18 protein-coding genes are annotated in these 19,844 nt (G+C 43.1%); 1 reads left to right on the top strand and 17 read right to left on the bottom strand.

Translation table 11 applies throughout. The features are described from left to right. Positions 1–35: 35 nt before the first annotated feature. The 13 genes from HMPREF0240_RS12330 to HMPREF0240_RS12270 all read right to left on the bottom strand — a co-directional run bounded on the left by HMPREF0240_RS12330 (position 36) and on the right by HMPREF0240_RS12270 (position 13,967). A complete protein-coding gene (locus tag HMPREF0240_RS12330) occupies positions 36–1,115 on the bottom strand; it encodes a family 43 glycosylhydrolase (protein ID WP_081733125.1) in 1,080 nt (359 codons plus the stop codon). 78 nt (positions 1,116–1,193) lie between these two features. After that, positions 1,194–2,024 (bottom strand): carbohydrate ABC transporter permease, encoded by an 831-nt coding sequence (locus HMPREF0240_RS12325; RefSeq protein ID WP_009003744.1) that lies wholly within the window; start codon positions 2,022–2,024, stop codon positions 1,194–1,196. Further along, complete coding sequence (locus HMPREF0240_RS12320; protein ID WP_009003743.1) at positions 2,011–2,898, bottom strand: sugar ABC transporter permease; 888 nt, start codon at positions 2,896–2,898, stop codon at positions 2,011–2,013. The genes HMPREF0240_RS12325 and HMPREF0240_RS12320 overlap by 14 nt, the downstream gene beginning before the upstream one ends. A gap of 100 nt (positions 2,899–2,998) precedes the next feature. After that, positions 2,999–4,327 carry an extracellular solute-binding protein gene (locus HMPREF0240_RS12315; protein ID WP_009003742.1) on the bottom strand — a complete coding sequence of 443 codons (1,329 nt, stop codon included), beginning with the start codon at positions 4,325–4,327 and terminating at the stop codon, positions 2,999–3,001. 265 nt (positions 4,328–4,592) lie between these two features. Next, on the bottom strand, positions 4,593–5,390 hold the full coding sequence (locus HMPREF0240_RS12310; protein ID WP_083806204.1) for an IclR family transcriptional regulator: 798 nt from the start codon (positions 5,388–5,390) through the stop codon (positions 4,593–4,595). 87 nt (positions 5,391–5,477) lie between these two features. After that, entirely contained in the window at positions 5,478–6,782 is a 1,305-nt protein-coding gene (locus HMPREF0240_RS12305) for a sugar ABC transporter substrate-binding protein (protein WP_009003740.1), read from the bottom strand. Positions 6,783–6,801: 19 nt separating this feature from the next. After that, positions 6,802–7,422 (bottom strand): bifunctional 4-hydroxy-2-oxoglutarate aldolase/2-dehydro-3-deoxy-phosphogluconate aldolase, encoded by a 621-nt coding sequence (locus HMPREF0240_RS12300; RefSeq protein WP_025656358.1) that lies wholly within the window; start codon positions 7,420–7,422, stop codon positions 6,802–6,804. Positions 7,423–7,448: 26 nt separating this feature from the next. Further along, complete coding sequence (locus HMPREF0240_RS12295) at positions 7,449–8,399, bottom strand: sugar kinase (protein ID WP_009003738.1); 951 nt, start codon at positions 8,397–8,399, stop codon at positions 7,449–7,451. Positions 8,400–8,436: 37 nt separating this feature from the next. Continuing rightward, positions 8,437–9,273 carry a carbohydrate ABC transporter permease gene (locus HMPREF0240_RS12290; protein ID WP_009003737.1) on the bottom strand — a complete coding sequence of 279 codons (837 nt, stop codon included), beginning with the start codon at positions 9,271–9,273 and terminating at the stop codon, positions 8,437–8,439. Continuing rightward, entirely contained in the window at positions 9,263–10,168 is a 906-nt protein-coding gene (locus HMPREF0240_RS12285) for a sugar ABC transporter permease (RefSeq protein WP_009003736.1), read from the bottom strand. Before HMPREF0240_RS12285 ends, HMPREF0240_RS12290 begins: the two co-directional genes overlap by 11 nt. Positions 10,169–10,178: 10 nt before the next feature. Continuing rightward, complete coding sequence (dgoD, locus tag HMPREF0240_RS12280) at positions 10,179–11,321, bottom strand: galactonate dehydratase (protein WP_009003735.1); 1,143 nt, start codon at positions 11,319–11,321, stop codon at positions 10,179–10,181. Positions 11,322–11,388: 67 nt separating this feature from the next. Then, positions 11,389–12,528, bottom strand: coding sequence for a mandelate racemase/muconate lactonizing enzyme family protein (locus HMPREF0240_RS12275; RefSeq protein WP_009003734.1), 1,140 nt, complete (start codon positions 12,526–12,528; stop codon positions 11,389–11,391). 17 nt (positions 12,529–12,545) lie between these two features. Next, positions 12,546–13,967 carry an aldehyde dehydrogenase family protein gene (locus HMPREF0240_RS12270; RefSeq protein WP_035313303.1) on the bottom strand — a complete coding sequence of 474 codons (1,422 nt, stop codon included), beginning with the start codon at positions 13,965–13,967 and terminating at the stop codon, positions 12,546–12,548. A gap of 327 nt (positions 13,968–14,294) precedes the next feature. Between HMPREF0240_RS12270 and HMPREF0240_RS25035 the strand changes: the two genes are divergently transcribed. Further along, the gene (locus HMPREF0240_RS25035; protein ID WP_083806201.1) at positions 14,295–14,477 is read left to right on the top strand and encodes a tyrosine-type recombinase/integrase; all 183 of its coding nucleotides are present in this window, start codon (positions 14,295–14,297) and stop codon (positions 14,475–14,477) included. Between the two features lie 63 nt (positions 14,478–14,540). On the opposite strand, the gene HMPREF0240_RS12260 is transcribed toward HMPREF0240_RS25035, so the two are convergent. From HMPREF0240_RS12260 to HMPREF0240_RS23465, 4 genes are all read right to left on the bottom strand, one after another. Continuing rightward, on the bottom strand, positions 14,541–16,046 hold the full coding sequence (locus HMPREF0240_RS12260; RefSeq protein ID WP_035313298.1) for a sulfatase-like hydrolase/transferase: 1,506 nt from the start codon (positions 16,044–16,046) through the stop codon (positions 14,541–14,543). Positions 16,047–16,133: 87 nt separating this feature from the next. Further along, the gene (locus HMPREF0240_RS12255; RefSeq protein ID WP_035313296.1) at positions 16,134–17,660 is read right to left on the bottom strand and encodes a sulfatase-like hydrolase/transferase; all 1,527 of its coding nucleotides are present in this window, start codon (positions 17,658–17,660) and stop codon (positions 16,134–16,136) included. A 100-nt stretch (positions 17,661–17,760) separates the two neighbouring features. Then, on the bottom strand, positions 17,761–18,411 hold the full coding sequence (locus HMPREF0240_RS12250) for a DUF624 domain-containing protein (protein WP_009003729.1): 651 nt from the start codon (positions 18,409–18,411) through the stop codon (positions 17,761–17,763). A 143-nt stretch (positions 18,412–18,554) separates the two neighbouring features. Further along, positions 18,555–19,541, bottom strand: coding sequence for an extracellular solute-binding protein (locus HMPREF0240_RS23465; RefSeq protein WP_278245600.1), 987 nt, complete (start codon positions 19,539–19,541; stop codon positions 18,555–18,557). Positions 19,542–19,844 lie beyond the last annotated feature (303 nt).

Here is a 19,844-nt window from a genome sequence, read left to right as displayed (position 1 = left end):
CCATTCCAAAGTTTTCACTTTAGTTTTCAGAAATATTACCACCATCCGAGAGTTTTCACATTACTACCCGGATACTGGTGGGCAAAGGCATAAGGATGCCTGTTATCCAAATCAAACCTCATCAGATAATTATAATCCGAAGAACGTTCATCACAATGGCATAATCCCCAGCGGATTCCCTCCAGAGGGTATTCATCGTTGTGCTTGCCCCTGAATGCCCCGCCTGCCATTGGTGTATCATATACATGGGACATAATTTCGAAGTTTACGCCATCTTTTGCATATTGTATGGTATCCTTTTCCGGACCATCCCGATTCAGAAGCGCGGCTATTCCCCCTTTATACTCCCATAACATCGTCTCATGCCCGCTGTTTGTCACCGGATTATATTCGCTGTGGACATACGGACCGGTAACCTGGCCGGAAACCGCCACCCCCCACCGTGTATCCTGCCCCGAACTTTTTAATGAACCCAAAGGGGATGCCCCACATTTATAGTATAGATAATACATCCCGTTGTAATAAAACAGGCTTGGGTCATGAGTCAGTCCTATATACGCGCCGTCATTATAATTGTCATGGCTGCCAAACCACTCCCCGCCCTGCATCTTGGTCAGGATACATTCTTTGTGTTTTTTCCATGGGCCATTGGGATTATCTGCCACTGAAAGTCCGACACTTTCACCATCTTCCTCATACCGGCTCTGCGGAAACGTCTGATATACCATATAGTATTTCCCCTTGTGCTCCATCACATCCGGCGTGCAGACAGTACGTTCATCATAGTCGCCCTGTTCTCCCCTGGGAACTGCACAGCCCCGTTCTTCCCAGTTTATCCCATCTTCGCTGACTGCATACCAGATATCTGCATAATCCCACGGAAAAATCTTAGTGAACCGGTTTCTCTGGGCCGATACTCCAAAATGTGGTCCCAGCGACTTGGTGTACCACACATAGTAAATACCGTCTGCCTCCAGAACACTACTTGGGTCTCTCCGATGCACGCCTTTCTCATATCCTATTCCTTTTACTTCCGTATATGTAAAACCTCCAAACCATGCTTCCCCGTGGTTCTTATATTGCTCCGCTCTCAGCGTTGCAGCACTTTTTTTCATAGACATCGCCTTCCTTTCCATACATTCTTAGTCACTTATAGCAGGACATATCCGCCCTCATAATACCCTGTACTTTGATCAGCCTTTTATGGCTCCTGCAGTCATTCCCTTTATAACCTCCTTACTAAACACAAGATAAGCCAGTATAATCGGCAGTGATGTGCACATTAGCGCAGCAATTAAAAATGTATAATCCAGTTTTTTCCCTGAAGTAAAATACCTTAATGCAATCGATACTGTCCTCATATCCTCCCGCGGAGTTAAGATGACCGCAAAAGCAAATTCATTCCATGTATTTAACAATGTCAGTATGCTCGTTGTTGCTATAATTGGTTTACATAGCGGAAATATAACTTTAATCAGCCTTTGCGACATGCTGCATCCGTCAATAACAGAGGCTTCATCTATGTCTTTAGGGATTCCGGCTATGAAACTTTCCGCCAGAAATATTGACAGCGTAATCGACATTCCGTAATACGTAACGATAAGCGCCAGCCGGTTATTAATCATATCCAGCATCTTGTACTGCACAAACATCGGAACCAGCAAGGCATATAAAGGAATCAGCATACCCAGTGTATAAAGAAAACGAACCGCCTTTTTTCCCCTGAAATCATATCTGGCGAGAAAATATGCCGTTGTAATAGATAATATTACTACAATGATAACATTTATGCCGGAATAGAACAGGCTGTTTAAAACTGCCGTCCCTAATTTTCCAATCTCAAACGCTTCTGCATAATTGCTCAGCATAACTGTTCTTGGCAATGCCAAAGTATTTTGCATAAACTCCGGATTGGGCTTGACTGACGAATAGGCCATCCATATCAAAGGGAAAATGACAGTCGCAGAAATTCCACATGCCACAGCATTCAGCAGTATACCGGCTATCCTGTTAGTTCTTTTCATTTTTTCGGCCTCCCAATATAAATGTGGATACTGCAATCAGGCCAAGCGACAGCACAGTCATGCCGATAGCCGTTGCAGATGCGTATCCTATTCTTTGTGTTTCGAACGCTACATCATAGGAGTATAATGCAGTTACCATAGATGCCCTTCCGGGCCCACCGCCGGACATAATGAAAATAATATCAAACAATTTCATACAACCTGAAATACAGATCAGCAAACAGACCGCAATGGTCGGCCTAAGCAATGGAAATGTGATATGCAAAGCGCACTGGAGCCTGGATGCACCGTCGATTTGCGCGGCTTCCGTAACATCAACGCTTATATTCTGCATGCCTGACATAATAATAATGACAAACTGTCCGACATACTGCCATGTTAACGTAAGGCATATACTGGGAATCACCCATGATGTACCGTTCAGCCAGGGCAGATTCCCCTCCATCCCCAGAAGCTGCAGCACTGATGATATGATCCCTATATCATTGCGGTATACCAGCTGCCACAGCATTCCCACCACCATAGGCGCCAAAACCGCCGGCAGAAAAATAAGCCGTCTGTGGAATTCTCTTGCCCTGATTTTTTTGCTTTGGTAAAACAAAGCTAATATAAACCCTAAGCCAATTTGTGCTATTATCAGAATCGCTATTATTTCTAAATTGTTTAAAAAAGCTCCCCAAAATGCCTTATCCTGTAATAACCTGATATAATTATCGTTCCCGACAAAATCCATTTTTTTTCCGCCCCTCCAGTTTGTAAAGCTAATTCCCAAGCAGATAAAAAGCGGAACCACCATCGCCGTCAGATAAAGGATAAGACCCGGCGCTATATACTTATAAACTCTCAGAGATTTTCCTTCCTGAAATTTATTCATAATTAAAATCCCCCTTGTTTCTTACTCCAGCCAATAAATTCGTTTGCGATGAGCCGGATGCCTGCTGCCGCAGCTTTCCGTACGAACTGTCAACGGAATTTTACTGCAGCAGTTCATACTCATCCTGCATATTCTGCGCCAGCTCTTTTGGATCAATCGACTGCATCAATAATTCCTGCAGCCCTCTCTGATATATTTCTTTTATTGTGGGGTCGAGTGTGGAATCCCAATTCATACATGCAGTACCGTCTTTTACCCTATTGTTCATTTCTACTGCCGGAGCCACCAGTTTAGATTCGTCATAGTCTACTTCCCATGCAGTAAATTCATTATTTTCTTCCACAATTATTTTCCCGGTTTCTTCTGTATAAAAATAATCTTTTAAAAATATTTTTGCCGCCTCCATTTGTTCATCCGTAATTCTTGATCCCATAGCAATTCCCCATGCCGCTGACTGTACAATGGAAGCTTCCGCTTTACCGCCGGAAGCCGGGCCGGGCCAATGAGCTGCTTTTGTGACTGAGCTAATTTCCGGCGACATTCCATCTATATTCTTACATTCCCAGTCACCAGCAGATATCATAGCGGCTTTCCCATTTGTATATAATGCCAAACGTTCGTCATTACTAATACTTGCAAAATCGTCATTAAAGCCATTATTCTTTGCAATATTCTGATAGGCGGCAAGTGCATCTACAAATTCTTTGTCAGTAAAACTAGCTTTTCCATTACATTTTCTAATATTCTGATACCATTCATTCCCGACGAAATTATTCACAAATGCACTGAACAGGATAGAATCTGCCGCCCAGGGATCCCTGTCTCCCAAGGCCATCGGTATATATCCCAATTCCCTTAATTTAGCACAGGCAGTATTAAACGCGTCCAGTGTCGCAGGAAATTCACTGATGCCTGCCTCTTTGAAGATATTTTCATTGTATAGGATAAATCCATAGGTACCTAACGCAATAGGGAATGAGTAAATGGCATCATCGTCAATATTCGTTCCTTCCTGAATCAGACCCGGCCGCAGTACCTGTTCAAGTCCAATGTCTTTATATACATCCGTCAGTTCAATGATTGCCCCAATATCAGAAAAAGCCTTCATCATGGTTCCCTTTACCATCACAAGCTCAGACAGGTCATCCGCCGTACCGCGGGCATTAATCTGGGTCATATATGCATCCTGAGGCATCTCCTCCACTATAATTTCTGCCGAATTGGCATGATCCTTATTGAACCGCTCTATCGCAGGAGTGATTGCATCATTCCACGATTCCCCTTCTACGAAAAGGTGAGTAAACGTAAGCGATACTTTCTCATTCTTTCCGTCTTTACGTTTTACCTCCTTTTGCCCCTGACCGCATCCTGTCAGGCACGCTGTCAGCATCACTGAACATAGCAGCAAACTGATGATTCTTCTTTTCATAACTGTTTACCTCCTTCTTGCATTTCAGATTCATTAGTATCTATGTTCAATATAGCAACATCGGTGACAATAAAATATGATATTATTCCATATTAACTGACTGATTTCTATATAGAAAAAGTTCAAATATCTACAAATAATAATAAAGATCAATTAACACCTGATTAGAGCATAAAAATTTCGATGCTTACAGATAACAATCTGAATTCAGCATCGAAATTATTTTACGCTATACCATCCTGCCATTCCACTGAATCAGCAGGAACTAAACTATTTTCATCAAATCCGCACAATCATACCCCATCTTACATGATATCTCAATCCCCGCTTTCGTTACTGCTCCGATAATCCCATCCAGCTTCTCATCCAGTTCCTTACGCTTAATCACAGAAATACTGATTGCTCCAACACATTCCCGAAGTCTGTTTCTGACAGGAACAGCAATGCAGAATAGATTTTCATTATCCTCTTCATTATCTATAGAATATCCTCTGGCACGTATCCTTTGTAATTCATTCAGCAGTTCTTCAATGCTGACAATTGTATTGGGGGTTTTTCGAACAAACGGCACCCCGTCCAGCAAGCGTATCACCTCATCATCCTGTCTGACTGCCAGCATCGCCTTTCCAAGCCCTGTCCTGTAAAGTGCATTCCGCTCCCCTATGGCACAGCTCGTACGAAGCGGCGATGCCCCCTCTATTTTATCAATATACAGGATCTGGCTTCCGCTTGGTATAGCAAAATAGGCAGTTTCCCCAAACTGTACGCTTAGCTGCTTTAAATATGGCCGGACTATTGTATGGACATCCTGCTTCGCCATATAAGCCATCCCAATCTCCAGCATCCGGACTCCCAACGAAAATCCCTTTGTGTGCTCGTTAAACTCCAATGCGCCTTCTAACTCCAGAGTATGTACGATATCAAATACGCTTGTTTTGGGTATACCCAATTCTTTGTATAGTTCTGCAATGGAACATGCTTCACTTTTCTTTGATATATAAGATAATATCTCCAAAGTCCTGGTTACTGTTCTGTTTTTTTTCTGTTCACTGGCAGCCATCATAATCTCCTTTTTTCATCCTCTGATAAAAATTGTTTTTATTTATTGTACCAAATATGAAGGCATTCTTCCAGAAATACAGTGTGAACTTTACTGCTTGTTTTCTTCTTCCAATAATTTTGCCATTCTGGCCTCTACCTGTGCCATAGCATCATCTATCGAAGTCCCATTTCCCATCATAGTATTATAGGCTTCTCCCATAATATCCCATACTTCCGTATACTTCGGGAATCTGTTCTGAGGCACCACATGGTTAACGGCCTGTATAAAACCATGAAACGCCGGATCTTTAAATGCCTCATCCTCTAATGCCTCATCGTTTACAGGAAGCCTTCCTGTATCCAGGGCAAACTGCACGGCCTGCTCTTTATCCGTAAGGAATTTGAGAAAATCCGCCATCTCCTCCGGATGTTCACATGATTTCGTAACGGCATATCCCCCCACATTTAACGCTGCTGAATGCCTCTCTTCTTTTGGAACCGGGACGCTGGCGAGTTTTCCTTCCAAATCCGGGTTTGCACTTAAAATCGCCCCAAGGGCATTAGAACCGGTAATCATCAGGCCTGTCTGTTCCTGCGCAAAGTAAGAGGAAGCTTCCGGATATCCGGTTTCTGTCACACCCGGAGGTACTACCTTATCCTTAATTGCCAAATCCACAAAGTCCTGCAAGGCCTGTTTAAATTTATCCCCTGTCAGATCAGTCTTCCATTTTCCTGACTCATCCTGAAATACTTCTTCTACGCCATATGCCTTAACAAACTGTGAAAATCTTGATACGCCTGAGCTGTTGTTTGTTCCGACCATACTAAATCCCCAGTGGCCATCTCTGGTAAATTCCCTTGCGATCTCTTTGAATTCGTCCATTGTCTCTATGCCGTCTCTGTTCGTTTCTTCCAACCAATCCGCCCGGTAAACCAGACCTGTCGGTATCACAAACCAGGGAGACATTCTCATAACGCCGTCAATACTGGCTTCTTCTATCACTGTATCCGCAAGCCCTTCCAGATAATCTTCTCCCAGAAGTTCTGTATGGTCCGCCAGAATTCCCATTTCTGCCGCAACAGGTATGAACTCTGCGGCAATGCTAAAAGCATCCGGGAGATCATCGCTTGTATTTAGGGCAATCACTTTCTTGGACATCTCGTTCATCGGAACACCGATTAATTCAATCTCAACATCCGGATTTTCTTTCATATACTGATCTGCCATGGCTTTCTCAAGTCCAGCCTCTGTTTCCGTCTGGAGAGAGGACATAAGCGTAAGCTTTACCTTTCCAGGATCCTCCGCTTTCTTATCATCCGTCTTCGCTGCTTCACCTTTCCCACAGCCTGCCAATACGGCCGCACACATCCCCACAACAATTGCCGCCTTTACTTTTTTTACTGTAAACATCATTTTTCCTCCTGTTCATTTTTTAACCAAATATCTCCTTCATTCTTTTTGATACATATTCTCTGATCTTTTCCCACTGCCCTCCTTCCAGCAACTCTTTACCTACAAAACTCGATCCCAGGCCAACCCCTTGAAACCCACGCGCCATATAGTCTTCTAAATTTTCCAGAGACACCCCTCCCACGGCCCAGAATTCGGCCTCCTGGAAGGGACCCTGTAAAGCTTTCACATAATTTTCCGAAACACCCACGGCAGGAAAGAACTTCATCCTGTGTATCCCATATTCAAGGCATACCGCCGCCTCGGAAGCCGTATAAATCCCCGGCAGCACCGGGATTTTCCTTTCAACGCAGAATTCCAGCACCTCTCTATTCACCGAAGGAGTTACAAAAAACTGTGCGCCGGCATCTCTGGCCGTTTCACACATTTTTTTATTCAGAACCGTTCCTGCCCCTACAAAGATTTCGCTGCCAAACTCTGCCCTAAGCAGTCTGATCTGCTGTAGCGCATCCTCTGTATTCATCGTCACTTCAAATAGTTTTATCCCGCCTTCGCTTACTGCCTTCACAAAATCTTTGATATCTTTTGTCGGCAGATTCCTCATAATTACACATACCCTGTTATCTTTAAATATGTCTGTCATCCTTCCATTCCTTTCCTTATTTTTTATCAGCGGTAAACCCCTGCTTCTCCATTCAAGATCCGGTCCATACGCTCCCACTTGGGGAACCCTTCTGTATCGCCTCCTGTTTCCGTAGTAAGGGCGCCTGCAACCACCCCCATATACCCGCTTACCGTGATATCCTTACCTTCCAGAAGTCCGCACAGGAAAGCCGCATTAAAAGCATCCCCCGCACCGACTGTATCAACGCTTCTGCATGGATACGGCGCAACGGCCTTCGTTGTATGCCTGTCTGTTACTACTGCTCCGCTGCCCCCGTTTTTGACAGCGATGCTGCCTGCCCTCCCATTGTCCGTCAGGTATCGGACGGCTGCCTCTGTCCCATGAACATCAAACAACATCCCTATTTCTTCTAAGCCAGCCATAACAACATCCGCCCGGAGCAGCATTTTTCCCAAATTCTTCTTATATTTCCCCCCTTCCCACATTTTTTTTCTAATATTCGGGTCGAATGCAACGGGTATCTGTCTCTTTTGCGCTTCCTCCATAATATACTCATTCAATTCTCTGCACGTATCGCTCAGGCAGCTTGTAATACCCGATAGGTATATCATCCTGGCGTCTAATATATAGTCCATGTTAAGATCAGAAACCTTCATGCAGCTCGCAGCAGAGTTCTTCCTGTAGTACATAACCGCCGTTTCATTGCCAGGCCTGATTTCTTTAAACATCAATGCATTTTTCTCTTTTTGAGATTGTATCACTCCGCCTACATCAACACCTTCACTGCGAACCATGTTTAGTATATAATCGCCGAAACTGTCATCCCCAAGCCTGCTGACCCAGCCGGCGCTATGACGCAGTTTGCAGGCGCCTATCGCTACATTGCTTTCGGAGCCCGCGATTCTTTTTTTGAAATAATCTACATAACATAAATCCCCTTTTTCTTCAGGTGTAAAAGATACTAATGTTTCTCCCACTGTAATAATGTCTAACACTTCTGCCTCCTTATCATATATCAGTCATCTGTTTTTCCTATTTGACGGCGCCCGCCGTCAGGCCGCTCACAAAATATTTCTGCATAAAAACAAACAAAATCACAAGCGGAATGCTGGCAATAACCGATGCTGCCATCATATCGTTCCACAATATCTTGTAAAATCCATTTAGTTCAGCTATACCCAGAGGCAGCGTTTTCAGTTCCGGTGATATCAGCAGGGTCTGGGCAAACATATACTCATTCCATACTGTAATAAAAGCATAAATAGCTGAGGATGCGATTCCCGGCAGCGTCAATGGAAGAATAACCTTCAAGAACACTTTCCATCTGCTGCAGCCATCTATGATTGCAGCCTCATCCAATGAGGTTGGTATCGTTTTAAAAAAGCCAATCATCATCCAAGTGCAAAATGGTATTGTAAAGGATATGTAAACAAGCGTCATTCCCAGCAATGAATCATTCAGTCCATAGGTATCCAGCACTTTATAATAGGGAATCAAAAGCATGATTGACGGAAACATCTGCGTTACCAGCAAAAAGGTAGTAAATCCCTTTTTGCCCTTGAATTTAAACCTTGTAACGCCATAGCCCGCCAGACATGCAAACGCGACTGACACGATGACCGACCCTAAAACTATGATAATGCTGTTCTTAAAATATGTCAAAAACGGGTATTCTTCCCAGAGGCGCTGATACGCTTCGATGGTAAAGGTCTCCGGAATCCATCGGGGCGGAATTATGATTGTTTCCGATTCAATCTTAAAGGACGTTGACAGCATCCATAAAATCGGAAGCAGCACCACCACAGCAAATAACCCCAGAGTTATATACGTACCAATACCTGCCAGTAATTTCTTGCTCTTAGTCCTCATTCTCCAAAAACCTCCTATACATCTTGCTTATCAGGACACATATCAAAAATACAACTACCGACATTGCAGCAGCCTTCCCAAAGTCAAAGTAGCTAAATGCCTGTTTATATATCTCTAAACTGATAATCGACGTATCACTCCCGGGGCCTCCTCCTGTTAAAAGAGCCACAATAGTATAGTGTTTAAACCACCAGATTGTATCCAGAATGAGTGTTGCCGATAAAACAGGTTTGATGGAGGGCAGCACAATGCTGAAAAGTGTCTGCAGTTTATTCGCTCCATCTATCTTTGCCGCTTCATATATATCCTCCGGCACGCTCTGCAGCGCCGCAAGTACATTAATCATAACGAGTGGAAATCCCTTCCATATTGCCACGGCCACGACCATAATGAATGCATATGTACTGTCCCCCAGCCAGGATATCCCCTGTTCAATAATTCCCCATCTTTGAAGATAACTGTTCAGCAGCCCATAAATTGGATTAAAAATCCATTTGAAAATCAACGCCACTACAACATCCGGAAAAAGCCAAGGCAGAATTAATATCACCTTAAAAATTCCAATCCCCTTTTTTTTCTGATTCAACAGGGTTCCCAACAGGATCCCTATTACGAAATGTAACGCCACAACCAGAATTGTGAACTTCAGCGTCAGCAGAATCTGTTTTAAAAATACCTTGTCAGAAAACACCTCTGCATAATTTCCAATTCCGACAAAGTTCCATTTATCCCCCAGATCTGTATCAAACAGGCTGATTCCCGCACCATAGAATAATGGATAAACCACGAGCGCAACAAGCAGTAACAATGCCGGGAAAATAAACAGATACGGGGTTAATTTTTGTAAGGGCACATCCTTAGCACAATATCCATTCTTTATTTTATTATGTTTCATATCCTTCCTCCTACCATTCTGCAAATGAGCCGTCCTCATGAAACTCAACAGGATTCATCCAGCGCCCGTCATATTCCATTTTCCTGACCTGCTCCTCATCCACTTCAACTCCCAGACCGGCTCCCTGCGGAACAGGGATATAACCGTCTTCAATTTTAAATGGCTGCTTTAATAATTGAACGCCAAGCTCTGTCTTTTCAAGAAGTGTCAGATGCTCCTGTGCAGTAAAATTCGGAATGCAGGCATCCAGCTGCAGGCATGACGCCAGTGAAAGAGGTCCCAATGGATTATGGGGCGCAATGGAGCAATAGTTGTTCTCCGCCATGGCGGCAATCTTAAATGCCTGCAGAATCCCCCCGCAATGACATAAATCCGGCTGCAGCACCTGCACTCCGCCGCGCTTAAGAAGCTCCCTATATCCCCACGTGGTAAATAGCCGTTCACCTGTAGCAATTGGTATACTGGTCGATTCCGCGACCCTCAGCAGCTCATCTGTATTTTCCGGCAGAACAGGCTCTTCCACAAACATCGGGTCATACTTTTCTAATTTTTGACATAACCTTTTTGCCATTGCGGGCGAAACCCTTCCATGAAAATCAATGGCTATATGAATGTCTTTACCAACGGCTTTTCTTAATTCCCCGAATTTCTCCACATATTCATCTGTTTTTTTTGGAGTATCAATATGCAAAAACGGATAATCTAAAACGGTCTTCAGAGCTTTGAATCCTTGTCTTACCCTTAACTGCGCCTTCTCGCAAAGTTCCTCAGTGGTCGGGTTGACTGTCGGGGTAATATGTGCATACATTAGTATCTTATTCCTGCATGCACCGCCTAAGAGCTGCCATATCGGCACGCCCAGGGCCTTCCCCTTAATATCCCAAAGAGCCTGTTCGATTCCGCTGACTGCACTGCAAAGTATCGCGCCCCCGCGGTAAAATCCGCCTTTGTACATTATCTGCCATAAGGCCTCAATATTCATGGGGTTCTTGCCTTTTATACAGGTTCCCAGAGTATGGACTGCATTCTCGACCACAGTCGCCCTTCCTTCAAGCATTGCTTCACCCCACCCGGTTACACCCTCATCTGTCTCCACTTTTACAAACATCCACCGAGGCTTTACATGAAATGTTTTAATATTTATAATTTTCATACATTTACTCCTTTGCTTTGTGTGATTCGAAGTAACTTCTCATAATGCATAACAAAGACATTGCAGACTAATTATTTATCTGATATCTTTCAATCAATTTTCTGTCTATCGCAAGTCCCAGCCCTTCATGTTCATGTCGAATAAGATAACCATTGTCTATATGCAGACTATTCATCGATAACTCTTCCCTGAAAATATTGGGAGTTCTGTCTAATTCCAAATATACAGCAGCCGGATTTAAGCTTTCCGGAAAATCCGGCATTGCAAAAGCAGCATTTATGCCCACAGATACAGCAACTGCGCTCCCCCACACATGGGGATAACATTGAATATTTTCAAGCTTAGCCATCACCATTATTTTCATAAACTCAGACAGACCACCTGTGGAACTACAGTCCGGCTGAACAATATCTGCACACCGCTGCTGAACGAAAGACCGAAATCCATATGCTGTAAACTCAGCCTCACCACCGGCAATGGGGATAGATACTTCCCGCTTCACTTCACAATACCCCGCATAGTCCTCCGGCGGCACAGGTTCTTCAAACCAGGTAATGTCATATTCTTCTACTCCTTTTGCCAGCTTTATTGCTGAAAGTGCGTTGTATGCATGGTTTGCATCAATCATAAGCTTTATTTTGGAGCCGATTTCTGAACGAATTCTTTTCACCAACTGAATATCCTTTTCTACTCCAAATCCCACTTTCATTTTAATCGCCTGAAAGCCTGCATCCACATAAGATACCGCTTCTTCCGCCAATTCTTTTTCCAAACGGGGACTTATACTGTGGTAGAGCCCAGTGGCATATGGGATTATCTTTTCTCGCCTTGCACCGCCGAGCAGCGTGTATACAGGAAGGTGCACATACTTCCCTTTTAAATCCCAGAGTGCATTGTCGATTGCGCTCAATGCCTGTACGCAGGAACCTTTTTGACCGCAGTCCCGTAAAATATTATATAAATCATCCCATATACTTCCGCTTTCAAATACATTCCGTCCAATTAGCCGTGGTTTGTACACTTTTTCAACGATGACACTATTAATATATGCATTGCCAAAAGCCTCCCCAAATCCACTGAGACCATCTTCTGTCAATATTTCAACCAACATGATTGTCCTACTGTTATACCACGCCTGAGAATAGCAAAAACTTTTTTCACCTAAGTCCTGACTGACAATATAGACTTTAACTTCCCTGATTTTCATAGTATTATGCCCTCCCTTCATAAGGCAATTGATATCCGCTGGATATAAAAATACTCTTCCAAACTGAATACGGAACAATCCTTGCCGATTCCGCTCTGCTTACAGCCGCCATGCGGAAGGTTAAATTGATAGCATGGTTCGTTTACGTTAACACTTCCGGCGTCAATTTTTCTAGAGAGATTCAATGCATCTGAAAGTGAATTAGTATAAATATATGCTGCCAGACCATATTCCGTATCATTCGCCATTTCCTGAAGATTATCTTCGTCTGTAAATTCTATTATCGGAATAATGGGACCAAAAATTTCTTCTTTATATACTCGCATTTCAGATGTAACGCCCGTTAACAAAGTGGGTTCAAAATAATATCCCGGAAGTTCTTTTCTTTTGCCGCCTGCTTTAATCTCCGCGCCTTTTCCAACTGCATCTGCTACAAGAGCTTCCATGTTTTCCACTGCTCCTTGTGATGCTAACGGCGGAACTATAATATTTCCGTTCTCTTTCCCGCTCCCGAATTTTACGGCATTGAGGTATCCCTGTATTTCATCTGTAAATTTGCGTATTATTTCTTTATGTACAAAAATTCTGTTTGGTGCCACGCACACCTGACCGCCATTACTTATCTTTCCGTCCGCCACTTTCCTTGCAGCGTCACATACATCCGCATCTTTCATTACAATAACTGGTGCATTCCCGCCTAACTCCAATGAATAATGCTTGATAGATGTGGCGCTCTGCCTGATTACCTTTTTTCCTGTCTCACTGGAACCAATTAAGGTAATCATTTGTGGGATGCTGCTTTCATTCAATGTCTTTCCAACAGACTGGCTGTCTCCCGCCAGAATGTTAATGACCCCGGCAGGCATCCCTGCTTCAATGGAAAGCTCTCCTAAGTAAAGCGTAGTCAATGGAGTCAGGCTGGATGGTTTTAAAATACAGGTACATCCGGCCGCCAAAGCCGGACCTAATTTATATCCTGCATTTAACAAAGGAAAATTCCATGCCAGATAACCAACTACAACACCCAATGGTTTCCTTATAATCATACTAATATGTTTATCTTCATAATCCGGAAGAAGCTGTCCCTGCATACTCTTCATTTCTCTTATAAAATAACAGAGACAGTCAGACAGCATCTGGTAATCACTTTCTGCATTGGTATATGTCTTTCCGGTCTCTTCTATCAGCCTTTGAATAATTTCTTCTCTGTGGCTTTCCAGGATATCTGCATATCTTAATATATACCGTTCCCTATCCTGCATTGGCAATACAGACCAGCTTTTAAATGCATGACTGGCCGCTTCCAGCGCCTCCTTTGCCTGATCTGCTGTAACACCTGGAAATTCTGCGATCACTGTTCCATTCGCAGGATTATAAACAGTAATATTTTTTCCTTCTCCGCGAACTGCTTTTCCATTAATGTAGTTTCTTATATGCATTATTTCGCCTCCCCACATTCGTTCGTATTTGCGAACGCCGTTCTGATAATTATATGTTACCATACTTGTTACCTATATTCAATACTATTCTTTTATTTTTCATCTTCTTATGCACAAAATGACGATAGTTAGAGTTGTATATTCCTGTCGGCGCGAGGTAAGTAGGTAAGCATCTGTATCTACAAACTTTCCACCACATTTGATAGGATGATTTCAAACTGAAATTTCATCTGGATCCGTACTTCCGCTGTATGTTCACGTTCTGCAATCGCAGGCGCACAGTTTTGAATTTTCGGCCGGCAGCATTTCCGAAATCACAAGCGATATATGTTATTGGCACTGGCTGCTGAAAAATCGGCATTTTTTACAGGGCTTCGTATTTCGGAATTCTGCGGACTAACTATCAGGGTCTTGGATTTTGAAAATCGTATTATCAATGTACCCAGAGTCAGAAGAATAAAAAATGCCGCAACCCCATTAAGGACTACGGCGCTACTTTCACCAATATAAAATATAAATAATTCGCTCTGCAGTGATACGAATGCGTACGGTACCAAAGGAACAGCATCCACATTACCGCTTCTCATCTTTTGTCTTTTTCTGTCTTACAGCCTCCCTCATCATAAGCCCCGTATCATAATCCAGCTGTCTTGGCTCATACTCTTCATTTTCCCGCTGTCTGGTGTACCCATCATTGTCCCAGCACGGCTTTTTATCACTGCGCCAATAACGCACAGCCCACTGGTATCCACGGTAAGGATCTCTCGTACGGTTCATATGCTCAAGCAGACGATCATGAAGAAGTTCTCTGTCAGCGGCATATGCGGGGTCTTCAATCAGGTTATGCACTTCATAGGGATCTGCTTCCAAATCATAGAATTCATCCGTATCAAGTAAATGGATAACAAGCTTAAAACGTTCCGTCACAGCAGCCCTCATCATCTGCAAACCGCCAAAACCGTCATGGTCCGTTTCATAGCGCGTAAACTCTATGTAGACCGTATCATTTATCCTCACACGGACATCTTTTATTTGAGGCAATATGCTCCGGCCTTCCATCAGAACCGGAACCGGAACCCCCATATACTCTAATATAGTAGGTGCCAGATCAATGTGAGTAGCGGGTTCCGTAACAATTTTACCACTTTCCCCACCACGAATGATTAAGGGAATGTTCGCAATCTCTTTATAGGCTGCTGCATTCTTGGTCTGAAGCCGATGCGACCCTAACATATCTCCATGGTCCGATGTATATATCACCAGTGCATCCGGAACTGTTTCATTTAGTTTTTCAATCACCCTTCCTATTTCATAATCTACAAATGAATTGCACCCTAAAAACAGTGCCAGCTGCCTGGATGGGCGGTTCAGTTCGTCCGCCGTATATTTCATCGCATCTCCTGCCCACAGCTGCTGCATCAGAGGTTTTTTCGTAAGATCATCCTGAAAATTTGGATAATCGTGAAAGCAGAATCCTTCATACATCGTGTGAAAGGGTGCGGGACACAGACTGGGTCCATGAGGTTCATCATAGGATACCGTAAGAAAGAAATCTTCATCCTTATACCTGTCCAGAAACTTCAAAGCCCTGTCCGAACACCTGTGTGCATAAGTGAATGCCTCATCCATACCCTCTTCGTATGAAGTTTCTGATTTTCTTGATTTCGTCCTTTCCTCTTCTGTGAGTTCTTCCAGATAACAGCGCATATCATACCAGTACTCGCTGTCCCAGCCATCAGGACATGTTCCCAGTCCAAAATAGTCCCCTCCATCCAAATGCCATTTACCGATATAGCCGCAGTGTATATGATTGTCATTCAGTCTCTGACCTATCGTTTTCACATTTGCCCCCATTGCAACAGAATTCGCCACCATACCATTTGAATGAGGAAATGTACCTGTAAATATAGCACTACGTGCGGGACCACATACAGGCTGACAGGTATATGCATTTTCATAACGAATCCCCTCCCCGGCCAGCCGGTCCAGATTAGGGGTCTTCATCCTGTCATCGCCATAACAACCCAGCATATCTTTTCGTGTAGTATCTGTCATCAGTAAAATCACTTGTTTTTTCATACTGCCTTACCATCCCTTTCTAAAGAACAATTTATTCATGGAGCATTACGTTCTTTCCGCATGACCCGGTGCTTTGCCTCATATCCCCTACCAAACTCCGTAGTGTCCGAATACCTGATGCTCGCATTCCAAATGTTTTTTCATGACCTTAAACTTCATCTGTTCGCAAAACGATCTGTACATGGGCTGATGCGCAAGATTATTGTACTCATGGGGATCTAGAACCTGATTATACAGCTCCTCCTCTCCGGTATCGGTGACATAAGTATATCTGTAAGAAGCATCATAAATAGAAATATTCCGATTCCTGCCGCCCAAATTATAGCAGGTTGACATTGGCATGTTTCCTTCCCCCTCCTTAAAAACATCTACCCCTTGTGCATATTGAGGTTTCTTAAGATTCAGCATCGCAAACAATGTGGGCAGTACATCCACATTGCTCATTGGTCCTGTATATATCAGAGGCAACTCCTGTTCTTTTGCAGGTTTTAGTATAAATGGAATATGAATCAGGCTGTAAAAAGGCTGATCCGTTTTATAAAGGGTTTCATAATCACCAAGCATCTCCCCATGGTCTGCAGTGAAAATAATGATGGTGTCATCATACAGGTTATCCGCCTTCAGCTTATTGATAATCTTACCAACAGCCTTGTCTACCAGGGATACAGATGCCTGTGTATACTTATATGCCCGTTCAATGTCATCCTTGGCCGCATGATTGGCTTTGATAAAAGCATCTGCACCCTTCGTTTTTCTCCCCAGGATTTCCCCAGGATTTGAAAATTCCGGTACATCAATATCCAAAAATCTCTCCGCAAAATCTTCAGGCGGTGTAAAATCATGATGAGGATCAGGAAATCCTACAAACAGGAACATTGGTTTATCCTTCTCTTTATGAGAATCAATGTAGGAGCATGCCTCGTCTGCCAGCCACATTGAATTATGGAGTTCTGAAGGTACCTTAGAAAGATACATATCCATATTCGGGCGCTTCTTCCCGGCCTCCATTCTCCTCTCCTTTATAGCCTCTATCACTTCGGGGTGATTCTTATGCAGCCATCTGCCGTAATGTCCATGATCATATTCGCAGGGGGCCTCCCCATGGCCCAACACATTTTTTACATAAGTAAATCCATAGTATGAATCCGTAATGTCTTCCGTCTCCGGCTCCTTCCAACGATCATAGCAGCTTCTAAAACCATAAGATTTATCTGCCAGGGACGGCTCTGTATGCAGCTTTCCAAGCATTGCCGTCTGATACCCTTCCTCAAGCAGATAGTCTGCCATAGTTGGTATCTTATCCGGCACCCCCTCACCAAAGATATGTTCTGCAATCCAGTTATTTGGATCCTGGCAGCCATTATCCCTGCGCCATAGAGGAATTCCATTTGATGATACACCATGCCCCGGCACATACATCCCGGTCAGAAAACTTGCCCTTGAAGGCATACAGACTGAATTAGCCGCCAGATGCCTTGTAAAATTACATCCATCCTGAGCAAGCCTGTCAATGTTTTCTGTCTCTGCGTGGATGTTACCATTGCATCCAAGACTGTCATAACGCTGTTGGTCAGTAAACAAAATCACTACATTCTTGTTCCTATTTTTATTCATTTCCTTCATCTCCTATTAAAACACGGCAATACCATATATTCCAAACCTCCGGTTTTCTATCAGCAGCTCTCCGATAACTCCGCCTTCTCTGGAATAAAGATCAAACTTCTTTTTTATAATCGGGACGCTTCTCTTCATACTTGTCAAATACCTTTACTAATAGTATAGAATTTATATGAGCTGCAAAGGCAAAACCAATAACCAAATAAATGTGTACAAAATAAAATAATATCCCCACTTCAGTAAATAAGGCCACTGCCAGCAGACTGTTAATCGTTACAATTCCGGCAGTACATGGTACGTGCTTCATAGCAATAAGCAATGCGTTTTTTAACGTCAGCCTGCAAGACCAATCATACTTTGCAATTAGCGGAAAAATATATGTAACCACAATCCACCAAATCAGAAGAACCGAGAATAGAACAGAGCGTATCAGGTACCACAGGGCACTGTTCTGGGCATTTATTATCCTTAAATCCAAAAACAGCAGACCGCCCACTGCACTGACTGCCAGCCACAGGATTGTACTCTTTTTAAAATGTAGTTTAAAAGAAGAAAAAAAGGAGCGGATTATATATGCTTCTTCATTTTTCGCCATACGTAATGACACGTCATACAATGCGGTCAATGCGGCTCCTATAGTAAAAAAAGGAATACACGTAACCAGAAAAAGAAGGTTGAGAAGAATCATATCCCCCGTTTTCCCTAATATACTCATAAATTTATTATCCATATCAAATAATTTTTGCATCTATTCCCCCCTTGTTCCCTAGTTACTTTCGACAGGTTTTTACCCTGCAAGGACACCTGATATTCCTGTCTCATATGTGCCTCCACAATTAATACAGGAAAGCCTCTGAATATCAGAGGCTCTTCCCTACACTCCAGGGTTTCCTATTCTTGGATTGCTTTATTCCCTCGTTCCACAGCATTCTTAATTGTCGTATCCAAATCCTGTGCATCAGCTAAATATTTTTCAACCTCTTCCTTTAAAACAGCTTCATATTTAGCTGCATTTGGACCAGTTACTTTTTCTGTGACTAATGTCTGGTCTGGATTCAGGAACAGATCCATAATGTTTTCTGTTGTAAACTGCTCATCGTCAATCTCGTCTGCAATCGTAACAAAAAGATTATCCCGCGGAACTGTCTGGTCAACAAAAATCTCGCTGGATGTACGTTGGGTAACCTCTGCTACCAGATCCACGATGAAGTCCGTTGCCATCTTGGGGTCTTTTGATGTTGCAGGCACAGCATATGTTCCTGTCACGCCCCAGGTCAGACGGTCTGTAGTACCATCCGGCACCGGCATTGGAGCAAATCCGACTTCATAGTCCCTTGGGTATGTCTCTTTATCTGCCAGCCAGTTCAGGAACCATGTCCCATGCAGATACATAGCATATTTTCCGTTAAAGAAACCATCGGGCTCAATTTTTCTGGCAATAATATCAGCCATAGTTGGTGTTGATTTATCTACATTCTGCATTTGATATGCAGCCTCTAATGCCTTTTTGAAGACAGGATCTTCAAAATTCGACAGCCCTTCCTCATTATAAAAATTCTGTCCACCTCCAAGTTCCATAATAGCTTCGCCATACCAGTACATCGGCCACTGAAGATGGAGCGCCCCATATGTCTTATCGGCCCCCTCTCCTTTTGTCAGCTTCTTCGCCAGTTCCCGGTATTCGGACCACGTCATAGGAACCTTAGGGTCAGGATACTCAACTCCTGCCTCATCAAAAATACTCTTATTGTAGAACAGGCCCCAGGCAGTTACACCACCCGGAATGGCATATGCTTCATCGCCGTTATAAGCTGCACTGGCATAAGATCCGTATCTTTCTTCCAGATCAATTCCTAATTCATCCAGATACTCCCCTATAGGGCAATGTCATTAACTTAAGAGAAAAGATGGCTATTTGTACCGTAAATACTATCTTTTCTTTTTCTCACCCCTTTTATTGTTGTCATTTTGCACAATCTAATAAAATATTATATGTATACATATTGTACAAAAATACATCTATGCATTTGTGAAATATACCGATTGACAAAACGGAAATTTCGCCAAAATCGAATAAGTGATTTTATTATTTTGCTTAGGAGATGATACGATGTATTTTAAAAAACTTATTTTGCTTTTCTTTTCTGATTTAAGCGACCTCATCCATTCTAATGCCTTCCT

Source organism: Clostridium sp. D5 (assembly GCF_000190355.1).
Lineage (GTDB): Bacteria > Bacillota > Clostridia > Lachnospirales > Lachnospiraceae > Faecalicatena > Faecalicatena fissicatena_A.
Note: the sequence above shows the minus strand (reverse complement) of the source record. Positions and strands in the feature narration are given on the sequence as shown.